The 16736-nt window shown below is 71.5% G+C and carries 18 protein-coding genes; 10 read left to right on the top strand and 8 right to left on the bottom strand.

Annotated features, from left to right (window positions below; translation table 11 throughout):
• The first annotated feature begins 14 nt into the window (after positions 1–14).
• Entirely contained in the window at positions 15–599 is a 585-nt protein-coding gene (locus CXH06_RS02570; protein WP_114853596.1) for an RDD family protein, read from the top strand.
• Here the strand turns inward: CXH06_RS02570 and CXH06_RS02565 are convergent.
• On the bottom strand, positions 565–1680 hold the full coding sequence (locus tag CXH06_RS02565) for a histidinol-phosphate transaminase (RefSeq protein ID WP_114853595.1): 1116 nt from the start codon (positions 1678–1680) through the stop codon (positions 565–567). The genes CXH06_RS02570 and CXH06_RS02565 overlap by 35 nt on opposite strands.
• A gap of 82 nt (positions 1681–1762) precedes the next feature.
• Positions 1763–2362 carry a TetR/AcrR family transcriptional regulator gene (locus CXH06_RS02560; protein ID WP_114853594.1) on the bottom strand — a complete coding sequence of 200 codons (600 nt, stop codon included), beginning with the start codon at positions 2360–2362 and terminating at the stop codon, positions 1763–1765.
• An 85-nt stretch (positions 2363–2447) separates the two neighbouring features.
• On the opposite strand from CXH06_RS02560, the gene CXH06_RS02555 reads away from it, so the two are divergent.
• From CXH06_RS02555 to purB, 8 genes are all read left to right on the top strand, one after another.
• The gene (locus tag CXH06_RS02555; protein ID WP_114853593.1) at positions 2448–3803 is read left to right on the top strand and encodes an MFS transporter; all 1356 of its coding nucleotides are present in this window, start codon (positions 2448–2450) and stop codon (positions 3801–3803) included.
• Positions 3800–5461 carry a sulfatase gene (locus CXH06_RS02550; protein ID WP_232820163.1) on the top strand — a complete coding sequence of 554 codons (1662 nt, stop codon included), beginning with the start codon at positions 3800–3802 and terminating at the stop codon, positions 5459–5461. Before CXH06_RS02555 ends, CXH06_RS02550 begins: the two co-directional genes overlap by 4 nt.
• A 99-nt stretch (positions 5462–5560) precedes the next feature.
• Positions 5561–6481 (top strand): hypothetical protein, encoded by a 921-nt coding sequence (locus tag CXH06_RS02545; protein WP_114853591.1) that lies wholly within the window; start codon positions 5561–5563, stop codon positions 6479–6481.
• Positions 6478–6825, top strand: a complete 348-nt coding sequence (locus CXH06_RS02540) for a GntR family transcriptional regulator (RefSeq protein ID WP_114853590.1) — start codon at positions 6478–6480, stop codon at positions 6823–6825. The genes CXH06_RS02545 and CXH06_RS02540 overlap by 4 nt, the downstream gene beginning before the upstream one ends.
• Positions 6826–6882: 57 nt before the next feature.
• A complete protein-coding gene (locus CXH06_RS02535) occupies positions 6883–7554 on the top strand; it encodes a class I SAM-dependent methyltransferase (protein WP_114853589.1) in 672 nt (223 codons plus the stop codon).
• A gap of 130 nt (positions 7555–7684) precedes the next feature.
• Complete coding sequence (locus CXH06_RS02530; RefSeq protein ID WP_114853588.1) at positions 7685–8356, top strand: hypothetical protein; 672 nt, start codon at positions 7685–7687, stop codon at positions 8354–8356.
• 92 nt (positions 8357–8448) lie between these two features.
• On the top strand, positions 8449–8844 hold the full coding sequence (locus CXH06_RS02525; protein ID WP_114853819.1) for a phage holin family protein: 396 nt from the start codon (positions 8449–8451) through the stop codon (positions 8842–8844).
• 124 nt (positions 8845–8968) lie between these two features.
• Positions 8969–10372, top strand: a complete 1404-nt coding sequence (purB, locus tag CXH06_RS02520) for an adenylosuccinate lyase (protein ID WP_114853587.1) — start codon at positions 8969–8971, stop codon at positions 10370–10372.
• A 69-nt stretch (positions 10373–10441) separates the two neighbouring features.
• Here the strand turns inward: purB and CXH06_RS18270 are convergent, their stop codons facing one another.
• From CXH06_RS18270 to CXH06_RS02505, 3 genes are all read right to left on the bottom strand, one after another.
• Positions 10442–11122 (bottom strand): PKD domain-containing protein, encoded by a 681-nt coding sequence (locus tag CXH06_RS18270; RefSeq protein WP_232820162.1) that lies wholly within the window; start codon positions 11120–11122, stop codon positions 10442–10444.
• A gap of 361 nt (positions 11123–11483) precedes the next feature.
• Positions 11484–12143: a DUF6318 family protein gene (locus CXH06_RS02510; RefSeq protein WP_114853585.1), complete on the bottom strand. Its 660-nt coding sequence runs from the start codon at positions 12141–12143 to the stop codon at positions 11484–11486.
• Between the two features lie 140 nt (positions 12144–12283).
• Positions 12284–13009, bottom strand: a complete 726-nt coding sequence (locus CXH06_RS02505; RefSeq protein ID WP_114853584.1) for an SDR family oxidoreductase — start codon at positions 13007–13009, stop codon at positions 12284–12286.
• 77 nt (positions 13010–13086) lie between these two features.
• On the opposite strand from CXH06_RS02505, the gene CXH06_RS02500 reads away from it, so the two are divergent.
• Complete coding sequence (locus tag CXH06_RS02500) at positions 13087–13848, top strand: CPBP family intramembrane glutamic endopeptidase (protein ID WP_114853583.1); 762 nt, start codon at positions 13087–13089, stop codon at positions 13846–13848.
• Positions 13849–13892: 44 nt separating this feature from the next.
• Here CXH06_RS02500 and CXH06_RS02495 read toward each other — a convergent pair whose 3' ends face one another.
• The 3 genes from CXH06_RS02495 to CXH06_RS02485 form a co-directional block, all read right to left on the bottom strand.
• Positions 13893–14219 carry a rhodanese-like domain-containing protein gene (locus tag CXH06_RS02495; RefSeq protein ID WP_114853582.1) on the bottom strand — a complete coding sequence of 109 codons (327 nt, stop codon included), beginning with the start codon at positions 14217–14219 and terminating at the stop codon, positions 13893–13895.
• 74 nt (positions 14220–14293) lie between these two features.
• Positions 14294–15643: an FtsX-like permease family protein gene (locus tag CXH06_RS02490; RefSeq protein ID WP_114853581.1), complete on the bottom strand. Its 1350-nt coding sequence runs from the start codon at positions 15641–15643 to the stop codon at positions 14294–14296.
• Positions 15640–16443 (bottom strand): ABC transporter ATP-binding protein, encoded by an 804-nt coding sequence (locus CXH06_RS02485; RefSeq protein WP_157975585.1) that lies wholly within the window; start codon positions 16441–16443, stop codon positions 15640–15642. The genes CXH06_RS02490 and CXH06_RS02485 overlap by 4 nt, the downstream gene beginning before the upstream one ends.
• Positions 16444–16736: the final 293 nt, after the last annotated feature.

Below are 16736 nucleotides of genomic sequence, written 5' to 3'. Positions count from 1 at the left end.
GCTGGGATGGCGGCATGCACCACCTCGCGGGGCGTCGCCTGGCCGGGTACCTCCTGGACTGTTCCGGGTACCTGGGGATCTGCGCGGCCCTGCTGCCCGCGGGGATCGCGACCCTCCGCCTGACCGATCTGGGCTCCTCGCGCACCTACGCCTACCTCATCAGCGCCGTGCCGCCGGCTCTCGCGACTCTCGTCGCGGCCCGCGCCGAGTCGGGTCCGCACGGCGCCACCTGGGGGAAGCGCCGACAGGGGCTGCGGGTGGTCGCCGTCGACGCGGCGGAGGCGGCCGGCGGCGCCGACGGCGCCGGTCGAGCCGCGATGGTCGATCCGACGCCGCTCCCCCTGCCCCGCGCCCTGTTGCGCAGCACCGTGAAGATCTTCGTGCCCTGGCAGCTCGCCCACGTGACCGGGATCGGCGCGGCCTGGGGCGGCTTCGAGCGCGGGGACCGCGTGACCTGGACGGCCACGGTCCTCACCTATGCGGGGATCGGGGCCTTCGCGGTGATGGGCCTGCGCGGGAGCGGCCGCGGACCGCACGACCTCGCAGCGGGCACGGCCGTGGTGCTCAGCGCTCCCGCCACTGGCGGGCGATCTCGATGAGGAGGTCGCTGGCCTCCTGCTCGGCGATGGTCGCACGGACCCCGTCGGCCCCGTAGCCGCGCAGCACGAGCCCGCGCTCCTCGGCGAAGGCGACGAACTCCGCGCTCTCCGCGCCGAGCGGGAAGTACACGAAGTTGCCCTGGGAGACCGGCAGGGACCACCCCTGGGCGCCCAGCGCCGCCAGGACGCGCGAACGCTCGGAGCGGATCCACTCCGCGCGCCGCCCCAGCTCCTCCCGGACCCCCTCGTCGAGGCTCGCGAGCGCCGCCGCCTGAGCGGGAACGCTCGCCCCGAAGGGCACGGTGACCTGGCCCAGCGCCCGGGCCAGCCGCGGATGGGCGACGGCGTAGCCGATGCGCAGACCCGCCAGCCCCTGCAGCTTGGAGAAGGTGCGCAGCAGCACCACGTTGCCGTGGCGACGGAAGATCCCGGTGGTGCCCAGCACGGTGGCGGGGTCGTGGAACTCGCGGTACGCCTCGTCGATCGCGACCACCACGTGCTCCGGCACACGGGCCAGGAAGTCCTCGACCTGCTCGGTGCTCAGCGAGGGACCGGTGGGGTTGTTGGGGGTGCACAGGATGACCAGGCGCGTGCGCTCGGTGATCGCGGCCGCCATGGCCTCCAGATCGTGCTCGAAGGTCTCCGTCAGCGGCACCGGCACCGCGACACCTCCGTGAGAGCCGACGACGATCGGGTACGCCTCGAAGGAGCGCCAGGCGTAGACCACCTCGTCGCCGTCGGCCACGAGGGCGCGCACCAGGTCGCCGCTGACCGCGACCGACCCTGTGGACAGCGCGATCTGCGAGGGGTCCACGCCGTGCTCGAGCCCGAGCGCCTCGCGGAGCGCGTAGGCGGCCGCATCCGGATAGCGGTGGACGCCCTCGAGGGAGTCCACGACGGCATCGCGCACCGTGGCCAGGGGCGGGAAGGGGGACTCGTTCGAGGAGATCTTGTAGCGGAGCGTGCCGTCCTGGGCGGCCGGCTTCCCGGCGACGTAGGCGGGCAGGGCCTCGAGCCCCGGGCGCAGGCGGATGGCCTCGTCGGGCGCGGAGCGGGGGGTGGCGTCAGGGCGGTCGGGCATGGGATCAGGGTAGGACGCGGGGCCGACGGGGTGGGGTGGGTGTTCACCGGCGGAGGCAGCGCACGGCGGGTCGAGCGATGCCCTACTCCCGCATTCCCAGCAGGCGCCGGGCCCCGGTCTCGTAGACCTGCGCGATGTCGACCTCCGGGGTGAGGAAATGCTGCATCTGCAGGGAGTCCAGCAGCGCGATCAGCGAGTGCGCCGTGCCGGGGACATCGATGAGAGGGGGCAGGTCACCGCGCGCCACGTCCTCGGAGATGGTGCGCTCGAACGAGGCCGCGGTCTCCCGGTAGCGCTGGACCATCCGCTCGTGAGCAGGGTGGTCCTCCGAGGCGGTCTCCGCGGTGAGGGTGACGCGCAGCCGCATCATCCCGCGGTGCTCCAGGTTCCGCTGCAGGATCAGACGCCCGCGCTCGAAGGTGGACTGCACGCCCACCGTCTCCAGCAGCTCGGTCTGGATCGCCTGCCAGTGGGCCAGCACCGCGAAGAGGAGCTCGACCTTGCTCGGGTAGTAGTGCAGCAGCCCCGGCACCGTCATCCCGGCGGCCCGGGCGACCTCCTGCAGCGAACCCTCGCGGAAGCCCGACCTGCCGAAGACCTCGACGGCTGCATCGAGTATCCGCGCCTGGCGCACCTCGCGGGACAGGCGTTCGCGACGGGGGCGCGTGGTCTGCTCGCTCATCCGGACAGTTTGCCATTCGTTGACTATCTACCGAGTGCTCGGTAGATTGCGCCGACCGAACCTTCCACGACGACGTGAGGCCACGATGACCACTCAGCACGCCCCCACGGCACCGAGCGCCCCGGGCCCCAGCCCCAGCCCCCAAGGGGCACCCCACCGCAAGCGGAACGTCGCCCTGATCTCCGGGGCGATGGTCACGGACTCCGCCGAGAGTGGCCTGCTCAGCGCACTGTTCCCCGTCATCGCGGCCTCACTGGGGCTGGCCACCAGTGCGCTCGGCGTCCTGGTCGCCGCGGGCCGCCTGGTCAGCGTGGTCTCGGGCCCGTTCTGGGTGTTCCTCACCCGCTTCCTCGCCCGCCGCACCGTCCTCGCGATCGCGAGCGGGCTCTGGGGCGTGTGGGCGATCGTCGCCGCGTTCTCGCAGGACTTCCTGCAGCTACTGATCCTCAACACGATCGCCGCCGCCGGCTTCACGGCCGCCCACGTGTTCCTCCCCGCGGTCGTGGGCGACTCCTTCCCCGACGCCAAGCGCGGACGCGTGATCGGCTGGGTGTACGGAGCCCTGGTGATCAGCAGCTCACTGCTCACACCGGTGTTCGGGCAGCTCGCCGACGTCCCGGAGGGCTGGCGCTGGGGCTATGTGGCCATCGGCGTCATCAACATCCTCGCCGGCCTCGCGATCCTGCTGTTCCTGAAGGACCCGGGCATCGGCTACATGGACGGCCGCGCCGATCACCGCGAGGCCGGCACCGCGACCGACGACGGCGTCAGCTGGCGGACCGTGGCATCCCTGTTCCGCCTGCCCAGCTACGTCGTGCTGGTCATCAGCCGGTTGCTGTCCCCGCATCCCGTCCTCGGCGCCTTCGCCGTCGTGCTCCTCGTCGAGGCCCACGGACTGTCGATCCAGGTGGCGACCGCGGCCTTCGCGCCCTTCGGCATCGGCTATCTCGCCGGCAACATCGTCATCGGATATCTCGGGGACGTCGCGAACCGCTTCAGCGCGGACCGCGGCCGGGTGACGCTGCTGCAGCTCTCGCAGTTCGCCTTCGGCGGTCTGGCGTTCCTCGCCACCCAGGTGACCTATGACGGCGTGTGGACCTACAGTCTGTTCTTCGCCCTCATGGGAGCCTTCCAGGGCTGGAATCCGATCCTGAACCGTCCGATCGTCATGGCCATCGTCCCGCCGGAGCACCGCGGCACCGCCTTCGGGTTCATGATCTCGATCGTCGAATCGATCAGCTACTCCGCGCTGGCGCTGATCACCGGCTTCGTCGCCGGGGCGATCGGCACCCAGGGCGCGGTGCTGTGGACCATCGTCGCGGTGGTGCTGGTGAACGGGGTCGTCCTGACCGGCCTGCAGATCACCTTCCCGCGGGACCGGCGCGCGATGCTGGCCCTCACCGACGTCGGCGCCGACCCCCAGACCACTCTCTCCCCGTGAGGTCCTCCATCGTGAACCGTCCCAACATCCTGTGGATCAGCACCCACGACATCAACCCGCATCTGGGCACCTACGCCGGGGTGTGGCCCGGGGCCGAGCGGGCCCGCACCCCGAACCTGGACCGCCTGGCGGCGCACGGCGCACGCTTCGACCGCGCCTACGCCTCCGCCCCCGTCTGCGCGCCGTCGCGCTCGGCGGTCATGACCGGGTGCCACCCCACATCCATCGGCACCATGCACATGCGGTCGAACGCGGTGCTGCCCGACGAGGTGCAGCTGCTCCCGGAGATCCTGCGCGAGGCCGGGTACTACACGACCAACAACTGGTTCCGCGACTTCCAGACGGAGGCGCCCGGCACGGCCTTCGACGACGACTCGAACTCCTCGCACTGGCGCGATCGCCCCGAGGGCGCACGGTTCTTCGCAGCCTTCCACGGGCTCATCACCCACGAGTCCCAGATCTACCTGGACCCGGAAGAGCTCCGGGAGGCGACACCGCATGTCGCCGAGGCGGACCGCTGCGACCCTTCCGCCGTGACCCTCCCGCCGTACCACCCGGACACCGAGACGTTCCGCCGGGCCTGGGCGAACTACTTCGACCTCATCGCGGAGATGGATCACTGGGTGGGCACGATCCTGGACCAGCTCGAGGAGGACGGTCTGGCCGAGAGCACCATCGTGGTGTTCTGGAGCGACCACGGCGCCGGCTTCCCCGGCCACAAGCGGTGGGCCGGCGAGGCCGGACTGCGGGTCCCGCTGATCGTCCGATGGCCCGGCCGGCTGGAGCCGGGCGCCGTCGCGGAGCCGGTGGGTCTGGTCTCCCTGGCGCCCACGATGCTCGAGATGTGCGGGCTCGACATCCCGTCGTGGATGCAGGCCGGCCCTCTGCTGGATCGCACCGGTGCGCGCCGGGAGACCCCGCCGCACGTCTTCGGGGGACGCGACCGCATGGACGAGCAGGAGGACACGGTGCGGACCGTGCGCGAAGGGCGCTTCCGCTATGTCCGCAACCTGCATCCGGACCGGCCGCCGATGCAGCACTGCCACTACCCCGACGCCCTGGCCACCTGGGCCGAGCTGCGGGAGCTCGCCTTCGCGGAGGCCACGCAGCGAGGCTCCGGCGACCAGCCCGATCACCTCACCGAGGCGCAGCGGACTCTCGTGGCGCCCCGCAAGCCCGCTGAGCTGCTGTTCGACACCGAGGCGGATCCGCACGAGATGACCGACCTCGCCGGTGACCCCCGGCACCGCCAGGATCTCGAGCGGCTGCGCGAAGCACTGGACACATGGACCACGGATCACGGCGACCTCGGCCTGCTCGAGGAGGCGGAGCTGCTGGAGTCCTGGCGGCCCTGCGGCAGGCTCCAGCAGACCGGCACGCCAAGGCTCGGCGAGGACGGGAGGCTGGTCTGCGACACCCCCGGCACGCGCATCGGATGGTCGAGCGCGCCGCCCGCCCCCGGCTCCGCGCCACGCCAGGCGCGACTGATGGGCACAGCCAGCGAGGGCTCCTGGCAGCTCGCCTCCACCTACCGCGGGCAGCGGCCCGCATGGGTACGGGCCTGGAAGCCCGGCTTCGACCCCAGCGAGACCCTGCACCTGCCGGCGCAGGATCCTTCCCCGGTCGGCACGGAGGAGGAACCGAGCGCCTCGGCGTGAGGGCGGCAGGGCGGGCGCCACCAGATCAACAAGCCTCCATGCGTACCACCATCCTGATACGCTTCGTGTCACCTTGCTGATACACCCTGGAGGCACACCATGCCCTGGATGCTGATCTGGACGCTGCTCTGGCCGTCCCTGGTGAGCACCCTGCTCGCCGTGGTCTCCTGGCTGATGTTCCGGCGCAGGAGCCACACGATTCTCGCCGGTCGCGCCCGCGTCGCGGCGATCGCCGGAATCGCGGCGATCGTCGCTGCCGCTTATCCGCTCCTCAGCGCAGTCCCGTTGTGGATCGAGGTTCCCGAGGGTATGTGGTCGGCGCTCTCCGGTGCCCGCTTCACCCTGCCGTTGCTGCTCGGCCTGCTGACCATGGTGCTGCTCGGTGCGCTCCGCCGACGTCCCACCACCCCGTCCGGAGCGCTGCTCGCGCCCCGCACCTGGCGCTCGTTCCTCAGCACATGGTGGTTCGTCGCGCTGATGGGCGTCCTGGCACTGATCCTCGGCCTGACGCTCGCAGCCGGTGTGGCCTCGCAGCCGAACGAGGCCGGCGAGTACGTCCTGTACTGGGTCGACCTCGGGGCTGGGGCGATCGGGACGACCATCTACGGGTGGCACCACTCCCTCGTGCCGGCGGCGCTGTGCGCGCTGCTCTCCGCGGCGACCTGGTGGACGCTGACCCGGATCGCCCGCCCACCGCTGGAATCGCCGCACATCATGGACGTCGCGGCTCGACGCCTGGACAGCGCGAACGCCGCGCGGGTCGCTCTCGGGGCGCTGCTGCTGCACCTGGAGGCGATCCTGCGATCCCTGGCGAACACCTCTCGGGTCACCGGCTCGTTCTCTGCCCCTGACGCCATGCCCTTCTCGGCCGGCACCCCCTTCTCCGCCCTCACCGGAGCGCTGGACGTCCTGGCGCTGCTGGCCGGCATCCTCGGTCTCGCCCTGTGGGTGTTCACGGCTCTCACCGCCCTGCCCGCCCCGACCCCCTCCCGCTCGTCCCGCGCCTCGGTGCACTCATGATCATCGTGATCTCCCCGGAGAGCGGGAGTCCCGCTCGACAGATCCATGACCAGATCAGCGGGCTGATCACCACCGGCCAGCTGGGCCAGGGCGAGCGCCTGCCGTCCGTTCGCCAGCTCGCCTCGGACCTCGGTGTCGCCCCGGGCACGGTCGCGAAGGCCTATCGCTCGCTGGAGGCCGACGGTCTCCTCGTCTCCCGGGCCGGCTCCGGCACCAGGGTCAGCGACCAGGCCGCACCGGTCTCGTCGGCCGTCGCGCAGGCGGCTCGTCGGTTGGCGGGGACGGCTCGCCGCGAGGGCCTTTCTCTCGAGCAGACACTCCGGGTGCTGCGCTCGACGTGGTGACCGACCGAGACGTTCCCGCGGACTGACCGGACGACGCCTGAGCACTACGGTGGAACGATGGCGGATCCGCTGACCGTGCTCCCCCACGAGGACACCTCCGTCGAGCACGGCCGGATGACGGCGCTCGGTGCGCGGCTGCTGGACCGCGCGATCACGGTGATGAACCACTGCACCGGTCCGCACAAGGAGGAGGCCTTCGCGGATCTCGGCGCCGGGAACTTGCTGGAGCTGGGCGCCGGCGGCGGGGCGAACCTCGCCTGGCTCGCTCCGGGCTCGCGGCTGTATGCGGTCGAGCCGAACCGGACGATGCACGAGGCGCTGCGCAACCGGTGCGCGCGATCGGGCCAGGAGGTGGTGGTGCTGCCGGTCTCCGCCGAGAACCTGCCGCTGCCCGACGGCTGCGTCGACGAGGTGATCTGCTCGCTGGTGCTGTGCACCGTGCCCGCTGCGGACGCCGCGATCGCCGAGGTGACGCGCGTGCTGCGGCCCGGCGGCCGGTTCCGCTTCGTCGAGCATGTCGCCGCCCCGACCGGGAGCCTCCGCTCCCGGGTGCAGCAGGGCGTGCGCCGTCCGTGGGGCGCGCTGTGCGGGGGCTGCGACCCGCACCGCGACACGCTCTCGCGGATCGAGGCGGCGGGATTCACCGCCGTGCACGCCTCGCGCGGACTGCTGCGCCACTCCCCGGCGTGGCCGGTCAACACGGTGGCGTGGGGGACCGCGGTGCGGTGAGCGGGACGGGCGCGACGACTCCGTGGTTGCCGTGGGGCTGAGCGGCCCCTCGGTAGGATCAGCCGTTCCCCGCCCCAGGACGCCGCATCCCGCGCCGTCGGGACCCTCTGCCAGATCGGACCACGCCGCCATGCCCTCCTCCCCCGATACCCCCGTCCTCATCGACTGGCGCACCGAGCCGGCCGAGCAGAAGAAGCTCGGCGCCGGCTCGATCGTCGTGATCGTCCTCGCCGTGCTGATCGCGATCGCCATGGCGGGGATCGCGATCTCCACGGAGATCTTCTTCTTCTGGCTGATCGCCGCGTTTGGCGTGGTGGCGGCCCTGATCTGGGTCGTGGTGCTGGTCAACTCGCGACGGGCGGCGGAGCTGGCGGGGGATGACCTCATCGAGATCGTCGTCGGCCCCGAGACCCTCACGGCGCAGGGCGGCCTGCAGGTGCACTGGGAGGAGGTCGCCGCGCTGACGCTGCGCGTCGAGGACTCTCGCTTCCACGGCTTCCGACGGGACCGCAGGAGCCAGAAGACCGCGCGTGCCACCAACGCGCTGATCACGAAGGCTACGAACCTGGACGGGATCTCGAAGGTGCTGAACGTCGAGATCCGCCCGGACGCCTACCCGGCCGTGAAGGCGCGCGCCACGACGAAGCTCCGCAAGCTCGTGCTCAACGGCCCGCTGCTCGGCGGCCTCGGCTACGTGAGCGTGGGGCTGAATCCGCACAGCCTCGAGGAGGTCGCGGACCTCTGGTGGGCGCTGGAGGAGTACGCCGCGCTCCACGGACTGGAGGTCGAGGTGACCTCGTGAGGGCATCGGCTCCCGGGGGGTTCCTCATCCGACGCGCCCAGGCATTGCACAGGATTATGTGATGTTCCCTGCGATAGCGGAGAATGCGTGCCATGAGACTTCTCGGAAACATCATCGTCACCGGGCTGGCGCTGTGGATCACCGCGCTGATCCTGCCCGGCATGCGGCTGGGCGAGGACGGCGCGGGCATCTTCGCGCAGATCCTCACCATTGCGGTGATCGCCCTGATCATGGGCGTGATCAACACCTTCATCCGCCCGGTCGTGTCGATCCTGGCGCTCCCGATCACGTGCCTCACGCTGGGTCTGTTCCAGCTGGTCGTCAACACGCTGATGCTGTTCCTGACCAGCTGGGTCTGCTCCCTGTTCGGGCTCACGCTCGAGTTCGACACCTTCTGGTGGGCGCTGCTGGCCGGCATCATCATCGGCATCCTCGAGGCGATCGTGGAGGCCATCACGGGCCTCGGCACCGCCGACGAGCGCGCCTGAGCCACGTCCTCCTCGAACGGGCCGTCCCGGGGTCATGACCCCGAGGCGGCCCGTTCGTCGTCTCCGGCCCGGCATCCCCGGACTCCCCCGCCGTCCACTGCGGAGGTTCTGGGAGAATGACCCCATGGCTCACTCTTTCGCGGACATCACCCCGCCGATCGCCCTGACCCCCCTCGACGGCCGCTACCGGGCGCAGTCCGCGCCCCTGGTCGACCATCTCTCCGAGGCGGCGCTGAACCGCTCCCGCCTGGTGGTGGAGACCGAGTGGATGATCCACCTGCTGGACGGCCAGGTCATCCCCGGACTGCGCACCCTCACCGACGACGAGCGCGCCCTGCTGCGCTCCATCCCCGAGGACTTCGGCGCTGAGGGCATCGCCGAGCACGCCGAGATCGAGCGCGAGACCGTCCACGACGTCAAGGCGATCGAGTACTACATCAAGCGCCGCCTGGCCGGCACCAGCCTCGAGCCGCTGGCCGAGGTGGTGCACATCTACTGCACCAGCGAGGACGTCAACAACCTCTCTTATGCGCTGATGATCCGCGGCGCCGTGCACGAGGTGTGGCTGCCCGCGCTCGAGGGCGTCATCGAGGATCTCGGCGAGCTGGCCCGCGCCTCCGCCGAGGTGCCGATGCTCTCGCGCACCCATGGCCAGCCCGCCACTCCCACCACCCTCGGCAAGGAGATGGCGGTCTTCGCGCACCGCCTGCGCCGCCAGGCCCGCCGGATCGGCGCCGACGAGATGCTCGGCAAGATCAACGGCGCCACCGGCACCTACGCCGCGCACGCAGTGGCGGTGCCCTCGGCCGACTGGGAGCAGGTCTCCCGCACCTTCGTGGAGCACCTGGGGCTGACCTGGAACCCGCTGACCACGCAGATCGAGTCCCATGACTGGCAGGCGGAGGTGTACGCGGACATCGCGCGCGCCGGACGGATCCTCCACAACCTGGCCACGGACATCTGGACCTACATCTCGATGGGCTACTTCCGCCAGCGGCTCTCCGCCCAGGGCGGCACCGGCTCCTCGACCATGCCGCACAAGGTCAACCCGATCCGCTTCGAGAACGCGGAGGCGAACCTCGAGGTCTCCGGCGCGCTGCTGGATGTGCTGGGCCAGACCCTGGTCACCTCGCGCCTGCAGCGGGATCTCACCGATTCCACCACCCAGCGCAATGTGGGCCCGGCGCTGGGCCATTCGCTGCTGGCGATCTCGAACCTGCGCCGCGGCCTGGCCGGGCTCGACGTGGATCCGGACGCGATGGTCGCGGATCTCGAGGGCAACTGGGAGGTGCTCGGCGAGGCGGTGCAGTCCGTGATGCGGACCCTGGGCGTGCAGGGCACCGAAGGCATGGACAACCCCTACGAGCGTCTGAAGGACCTCACGCGCGGACACCGCGTCACCGGCGAGGGCATGCGGGAGTTCATCGAGTCCCTGGGCCTGCCCGAGGCCGAGCGGGAGCGCCTGCTGGCCCTCTCCCCCGCCACCTACACCGGGTACGCCGCCGCGCTGATCAGCCACCTCGACTGATCGCGCCGGCCGAGTCGGGCTCGCCGCGGGGCGGGCCCGACGCCGCCGCGGGGCGTGGGAGCCGGCGGGTCAGAGCGTCCGATGACGGGCGTCGGGGTCCTGCGGGCCTTCGGTCTCCGCGGTGCGCTCCGGGATCCAGGGGTCCGCGTCCTCGTCGACGGGCACGTCGGGGTTGACCAGGCGGGACTCGAGGGACTTGGAGAAGATCGCCACCGGATCGGAGGCGACCTCGATGGTCCCCTCGATGTCCTGCCACCCGCCGCCGTCCACGGAGAACTGCCCCGCGAAGGTGGTGGTGAGCGTGATGTCGTACCAGCCCTCGCGGCGGTAGGTCGCCGAGACGGCCTCCGAGGGGTACGGCTCGCCGGGGCTCGTGGTGGTGATGGTGTTCCCGTCCCCGAGGTCCCAGTGGTACGAGACCGGCGTGGCCCGCACCGCGACCGGGGTGCCCAGCAGCTCGGTGCTGAGCATCTGCTCGGAGGGCTCGGCATACAGGACGTTGACCATGTTCACCGGCAGCCAACCCTCGGGCGGACCGGCATGGGCCGGCAGCGGCTCCACCGGCAGCTGGGCGAAGTCGCTGACCGTCATGACGATCTCCACCGGCGGTGCCTCGGCGAACTCCGGCGTGCCCGGCAGCGCGCAACGGACACCGAGGTCCGTCTCCTCACCGGTGACGTTGTCCGTGCGCGTCCCGCGCTGCGTGACCCCTTCGACCTCGGTCCGCGCAGCGCTGCTCCCACCGATCAACAGCGCATCACCGATGCCCTGGACCCGACTGCCCGACCCGGCCTCACAGGAATCCTCATGCGGGGTGCAGGACCAGGACGCTCCGGCGCTCACATCCGCGCCACAGCCGGTGAGCGCCGAGACCGGGGTCCAGGTGTAGGTGTAGGGCGGGGGTTCGGACGGCGATGATGGCGCAGATGAGGAGCGTTCGGAAGCATCTGGATCTGGGCCGCTCGGTGGTGCTTCAATACTAACACCGACCTTTTCGTCGTCAATGCTCCCTTCGATTCCGCCGGCGAATGCTGGTGAGGTGGAAAGCACGATGCCGAGCAGGACGACCGCCGCGAGGACGCGTCTGGCGGAAAGTAGTGCACTTTCCGTCTCAGCCATGGACATCAACTCCCCAGTCGGCATCAATCCCTTCGAGAATCCACCGACCATCTACCCAGTTCATGCCGCCGGTCGTGATGTACTCGATCTCCGGCGCTTCGATGGTGCCACTGAAATCCTCGTCGGGTCTCGTGTGTGCACTCGTGACGAAGTCATAGCCGATTTCGCGGTCGAAGTTCTCTGACGAGAGGATTCGCGTGCTGACATCCGTGATTTGGAACTCGCTCCAGTACTGACCGTGATCCTGAAGAGTGGAGATGTCCTCGTTGAACTCCTGGCAGCTCTCGCAGTCAGGCCCCTGCATCTCGAGAAGCAACGAGTCGTCGCCCGTCTGGTGAGCCCACATGGACACCGCGATGTAGTACCGGAACGCCTGCTCCGCCCCCTCGGCCGTGTTCTCGTCCATCCCCGCGTACTCCGCGGGATCCGGCGGCGGGATGTCGGGGGCCGCGGCCGTCGGCTCCCCGCCGCCGTCGCCGGCCCCGGACTCGCCACCCCCGTCGCTTGGCTCACCGCCACCCCCATCGCTCGGTGCGCTGATGTCGACCTCGGGCGGGGCGGTGGTGACAGGACTGTCGGAACCATCTCCGCAGGCCGTCAGGCCGAGCAGGAGCGCGCCGCAGGCTGCGGCGGTGAGGAGGCGTCGGGACATGATGGATGGGCCTTCCGGGCGTGCGTCAGATCACGCCGAGGCTACCCAGCTGATCCCGCCTCGCGCCGTCGGGTCCCAGAATTGTGGACAACCGTGCCGGTGCCGCACGAACGGGCCACCGGCGTCTGGCCGGTCCGGGCTCAGCGCGGGCGCACCGAGAGCGAGTCGATGCTGGCGTCGGCCGGGAGCCGCAGAGCGAGTGCCACGGTCGCCGCGACCGTGGCGGGCCGCATGTAGTCCTCCTCCTGGTACTCGCCGCCCTCGAAGGCGCGCAGCTGGCGCTGCATGTCGGTGGCGACGCGGCCGGGGTGGAGGGAGGTCACGCGCACCCCGTTGTCCCGCTCCTCGAGGCGCAGGGAGTCGGCGAGCGCGCGCAGGGCGAACTTCGAGGCGCTGTAGGCGCCGCGGGTGGGCACGGCATTGAAGCCGGAGCCGGAGTTGATCATCACCACGGTGCCGTGCGCGCGGCGCAGGGCCGGCAGCAGCACGCGGGTGAGCTCGGCGACGGCGACCACGTTGATCTCGAAGGACTCCGTCCACTCCCCCGGTGCGGAGTCCGCGACGTTCCCGTTGGCGAGAATCCCGGCGGAGTGCACGAGGCCGGCGAGCCCGTCGGGCAGCTCGAGCGCGGCCACGGCGCGGGCGACGGCCTCGTAGTCGGTGAGCTCGGCGACGAAGGGCTCGGCGGAGGGCAGCTGCGCGGCCAGCTCCTCGAGCGCGACCCGGTCCCGACCCCCGAGGATCAGGTGGTGGTCACCCGCGAGCTCCTCGGCGACGGCGCGGCCGATCCCGCGGGTGGCACCGGTGATGAGGACGGCGGGACGGGAGGCCCCGGTGGGCGCATCGGCAGAGGAAGAGGTCGTCATGGCCTCGAGTCTGCCACGGTGCCGACGAGCCCGGCGCGGCCTGCCGACAGGCCGTCGCCGGGTGAGAGCATGACCCCGTGCAGACCGTCACCCCGAGCCGGAGCTGGCTGCGAGCCGAGGTGCTCATCGTGCTCGCCCTCTCGCTGGGGCGCAGCGCCGTGTACTCGCTGCTGGCTCTGGTCCAGGCGCTCGCCACGGGTCCCCTCGCCGGCCAGTCCACGGCGCTGAACACCTCGCTGCGAGAGAACCCCTGGGCGGATCTTCTCTTCCAGCTGCTCTCGATCGCCTTCGCGCTGGTCCCGGTGGCCCTCGCCGTGCTCCTGCTGACCCTCACCGCGGGCACTCTCGCCCAGGCGCTGCGCGACCTGGGGATGGACCTCGGTCGGCCCGGGAGGGATCTCGCGTGGGGCCTCGCGCTGACGGCCGGGATCGGTCTGCCGGGCCTGGCCGTGTACTACGTGGGGCGGGCGCTGGGCGCCACCGTCGAGGTGATCCCGGCGGCCCTGGACACCCACTGGTGGACGGTGCCGGTGCTGATCCTGCAGGCGCTGAAGAACGCGGTGCTGGAGGAGGTCCTGGTGGTGGGCTACCTGACCCAGCGACTGGAGCTGCTGGGCTGGTCGCCGCGGCGCATCATCCTCGCCTCCGCGCTGCTGCGCGGCGCGTACCACACCTACCAGGGGGTGGGGCCGGGACTCGCGAACCTGCTGATGGGGCTCGTGTTCGGCGAGTTCTACCGCCGCACGCGCCGCACGCTGCCGCTGATCATCGCGCACACGCTGATCGACGTGGTCGCCTTCGTGGGCTATGCCCTGCTGCGGGACCTCATCGCGACCTGAGCGCCCCGGGCCCGTCGGCCCGCGCCGTCCCGGCCCGAGGGGCTTCAGAGGATGTAGGGCTCTGCGTCCCCGTCGGCCTCCACCGGCAGGCCGCTCTCGAACCACAGATCCATCCCGCCGGCGACGTTGATGGCGTCGAAGCCGTTGTGGTTGAGCCACTGGGCGACCTGGGCGCTGCGCCCGCCGGTGCGGCAGACGATGTACAGGTCCTGGTCGTCCTCGGGCAGCTTCTCGAGGTTCTCCAGCAGCGTGCTGGCCGGCAGATGCTGGGCGGAGGGGGCATGGCCCGCATCCCACTCGTTCTGCTCGCGCACGTCGATGAGGTGCGCGTTCTCGGGAACCTGGGCCGGGGTGACGGTCTCGACATCCATGCCCCCAGCCTAGTTCCCCGCGCCTGGACGGGGGACGGCGGCCGGGCCGAGGGCCGGCCGCCGTCCCCCTCGGCTCACGCCCCGCGCAGCGCGTACCGCTTCACGAGCGGGGAGCCCACCAGCACTGCGGCGATCACCAGGGCGTACGCGCCGACGACGCTGATCAGGTACTGCGCGATCATCAGCGGATCCGACGGCGCGCCGCCCAGCACGGCCATCATCACCAGCAGGGCGGTCCCGGTGGCGAGGATCGAGCTCAGGCCCACCGGCACCGCGATCTCCGCGATCCGTGCCCGGTGCAGCTGGGAGACCTCGGCGCCGGCGATGTGCTGGGCGCGCAGGCGAGGTGCCTGGTCGATCACCCGCGCGGTCTGCGTCACGCCGGTGCTGACCGCGGCGAGCACCGCCGCGATCCCGAGCGTCAGCAGACCGCCGGTGGTCATGGCGGTGAACATCATCGCCTCCTCGGGGCTGGTGGCATTGCCCAGCACCGCCATCATGGTCAGGAACCCGGCGATGACCAGGGCGAAGGTGATGCCGGAGACCGCGCGCCATCCGGCACGGGGATCACCGGCGAGGCGCCGGGCGCCCACCAGCAGCGACGGAGTGGGGGCGATCCGCGCCAGCGCGAGGGCGGTGACCCACACGACGAAGGGCCCCACCACGTTCAGGCCCGCCACGATCGCACCGACGAACAGCACCATGATCGCGATCGCGATCATCCCGCCTCCCAGCTGTCCCAGGATCATCCCGCCCACCTGCATGAAGAGGAAGAAGCCGATGATCAGGGCAACCCACAGCACCACGCGGATCACGGACATGCGCACCACCCGCGAGTCCCGTGCCACCCCCAGGGGGCTGACCACCACCCCGGTCAGCGCCACCGCGGCGGAGCCCGCGGAGAGCAGCACCAGGGCCGCCACCAGGGTCGGGTACGCCCACCACGGCATCAGCAGATCCGGGACGGTGAACGGGGTGATGCCGAAGTCGAGCCGCGTCAGCGCCGGGGTGACCGCCGCGTGCAGGCCGATGCCCAGCACCGCGCCGATGATCGACTGCATGACGACGTCCAGCACGGCGAGGCCGCCCACCTGGGCGCTGGTGCCGCCGACGAGCCGCATGGTGGCGAGGTCCTGCTCGCGGCGCGCGAGGGACAGGCGCGCCGCGGATCCTCCGAGGCCGACGGCGCTCGGGACCAGCAGCACCGAGGCGATGATCGCGCAGAACACGAGCATGCCCATGATCGACTCCTCGCCCGTGGCCGGCCCCGCGCCCGTCGGCATCCGGCCGACGAAGGCCGCGGCCCCGCCGAGGACGGTCGCGAGGATCGCGGTGGCCGCGGCGAAGGCGATGATCGGCAGGATGTCCGCGAGCGCTCCCCGCCGCCGCAGCAGCAGCGGAGCGGAGCTCAACAGCGCGTTCATCGGGCCACCGCCGAAGACTCCTCGGGGCGCACGAACTCCTGGGCGATCCGGCCGTCGCGCATGGCGACGGTGCGGCGGCAGGCGGCGGCGACCTTGGCATCGTGCGTGACCATCACCAGGCTGGCCCCGGTCTCACGGCAGGACTCCACCAGGATCTGCAGCACGGTCTGTCCGGTGGTCTGGTCGAGCGCGCCGGTGGGCTCATCGGCGAAGACCACCGAGGGCCGCCCGGCCAGCGCCCGGGCAATCGCCACCCGCTGCGCCTGCCCTCCGGAGAGCTGCGTGGGCCGACGCTCGTGCATGCCCTGAAGGCCCAGGCGGTCCAGCCAGGACGCGGCCTCCGCCGTGGCCTTCCGCCGCGGGACGCCGGCCAGCATCCGCGGCAGGATCACGTTCTCGAGCGCGGTGAGCTCGGGCAGCAGCTGGCCGTCCTGGAAGACGAAGCCGAAGTCGCTGCGGCGCAGCCGGGTGCGGGCCCGGTCGCCGAGCGCGGCGAGCTCGGTGCCGTCGTGGTGGACGGTGCCGGAGGTGGGCGTGAGGATCCCGGCGAGGATGTGCAGCAGCGTGGTCTTGCCGCAGCCCGAGGGGCCCATGACCGCCAGCGAGTCCGCGCGGGCGATGTCCAGGTCCACCCCGTCCAGCGCACGGGTCTCGGCGCCGGTGCTGCCGTAGGTCTTGACCAGGCCGCGGGCGGAGAGCACGGGGGCCGGGTGCATCGTCGGGGCGTGCCCGGCGTAGGTCGAGGGGCCGTGGGCCGGGGAGGCCGGGTGCCCGGCCTGCGGGATCGGGCCGGACGCCATGGCGGGGTCTGCAGGCTGCGCGGAGCCGCCGGACCGGGACGACTGGGGAGCGAGGGGTGCGGAGTTCATGGCTCCACTATCGAGCGCGGCCCCGGCTCGGCGCGTCCGCCCCCGGATCGATTCCGCGCCGGGGGTGTCAGACCGTGGTCGGACGTCGCCGTGGACGCGAGGCGTGGTCGATCACTGGCGGAATACGGCCGACGAGGCCGTATGGAGCGCTGCCTGGCCGTATGACGACAGTGATCGCACGGACCCGTCCTCGTTCCGCCGCGACCAGGGCACGCACGCCCCGG

The organism is Brachybacterium sp. YJGR34 (genome assembly GCF_003347015.1).
GTDB lineage: Bacteria > Actinomycetota > Actinomycetes > Actinomycetales > Dermabacteraceae > Brachybacterium.
This window is presented reverse-complemented; position numbering and strand designations above follow the sequence as displayed.

What these genes read in the sequence shown, in the direction of transcription:
- CXH06_RS02495 (WP_114853582.1), bottom strand. Translation starts at nt 14,219, where the DNA reads ATGGATGTCGAGACCGTCACCCCGGCCCAGGTTCCCGAGAACGCGCAC.
- CXH06_RS02490 (WP_114853581.1), bottom strand. Translation starts at nt 15,643, where the DNA reads ATGAACGCGCTGTTGAGCTCCGCTCCGCTGCTGCTGCGGCGGCGGGGA.
- CXH06_RS02535 (WP_114853589.1), top strand. Translation starts at nt 6,883, where the DNA reads ATGGCGGATCCGCTGACCGTGCTCCCCCACGAGGACACCTCCGTCGAG.
- purB (WP_114853587.1), top strand. Translation starts at nt 8,969, where the DNA reads ATGGCTCACTCTTTCGCGGACATCACCCCGCCGATCGCCCTGACCCCC.
- CXH06_RS02545 (WP_114853591.1), top strand. Translation starts at nt 5,561, where the DNA reads ATGCCCTGGATGCTGATCTGGACGCTGCTCTGGCCGTCCCTGGTGAGC.
- CXH06_RS02540 (WP_114853590.1), top strand. Translation starts at nt 6,478, where the DNA reads ATGATCATCGTGATCTCCCCGGAGAGCGGGAGTCCCGCTCGACAGATC.
- CXH06_RS02560 (WP_114853594.1), bottom strand. Translation starts at nt 2,362, where the DNA reads ATGAGCGAGCAGACCACGCGCCCCCGTCGCGAACGCCTGTCCCGCGAG.
- CXH06_RS02565 (WP_114853595.1), bottom strand. Translation starts at nt 1,680, where the DNA reads ATGCCCGACCGCCCTGACGCCACCCCCCGCTCCGCGCCCGACGAGGCC.
- CXH06_RS02525 (WP_114853819.1), top strand. Translation starts at nt 8,449, where the DNA reads ATGAGACTTCTCGGAAACATCATCGTCACCGGGCTGGCGCTGTGGATC.
- CXH06_RS02530 (WP_114853588.1), top strand. Translation starts at nt 7,685, where the DNA reads ATGCCCTCCTCCCCCGATACCCCCGTCCTCATCGACTGGCGCACCGAG.
- CXH06_RS02570 (WP_114853596.1), top strand. Translation starts at nt 15, where the DNA reads ATGCACCACCTCGCGGGGCGTCGCCTGGCCGGGTACCTCCTGGACTGT.
- CXH06_RS02485 (WP_157975585.1), bottom strand. Translation starts at nt 16,443, where the DNA reads ATGGCGTCCGGCCCGATCCCGCAGGCCGGGCACCCGGCCTCCCCGGCC.
- CXH06_RS02555 (WP_114853593.1), top strand. Translation starts at nt 2,448, where the DNA reads ATGACCACTCAGCACGCCCCCACGGCACCGAGCGCCCCGGGCCCCAGC.
- CXH06_RS02505 (WP_114853584.1), bottom strand. Translation starts at nt 13,009, where the DNA reads ATGACGACCTCTTCCTCTGCCGATGCGCCCACCGGGGCCTCCCGTCCC.
- CXH06_RS02510 (WP_114853585.1), bottom strand. Translation starts at nt 12,143, where the DNA reads ATGTCCCGACGCCTCCTCACCGCCGCAGCCTGCGGCGCGCTCCTGCTC.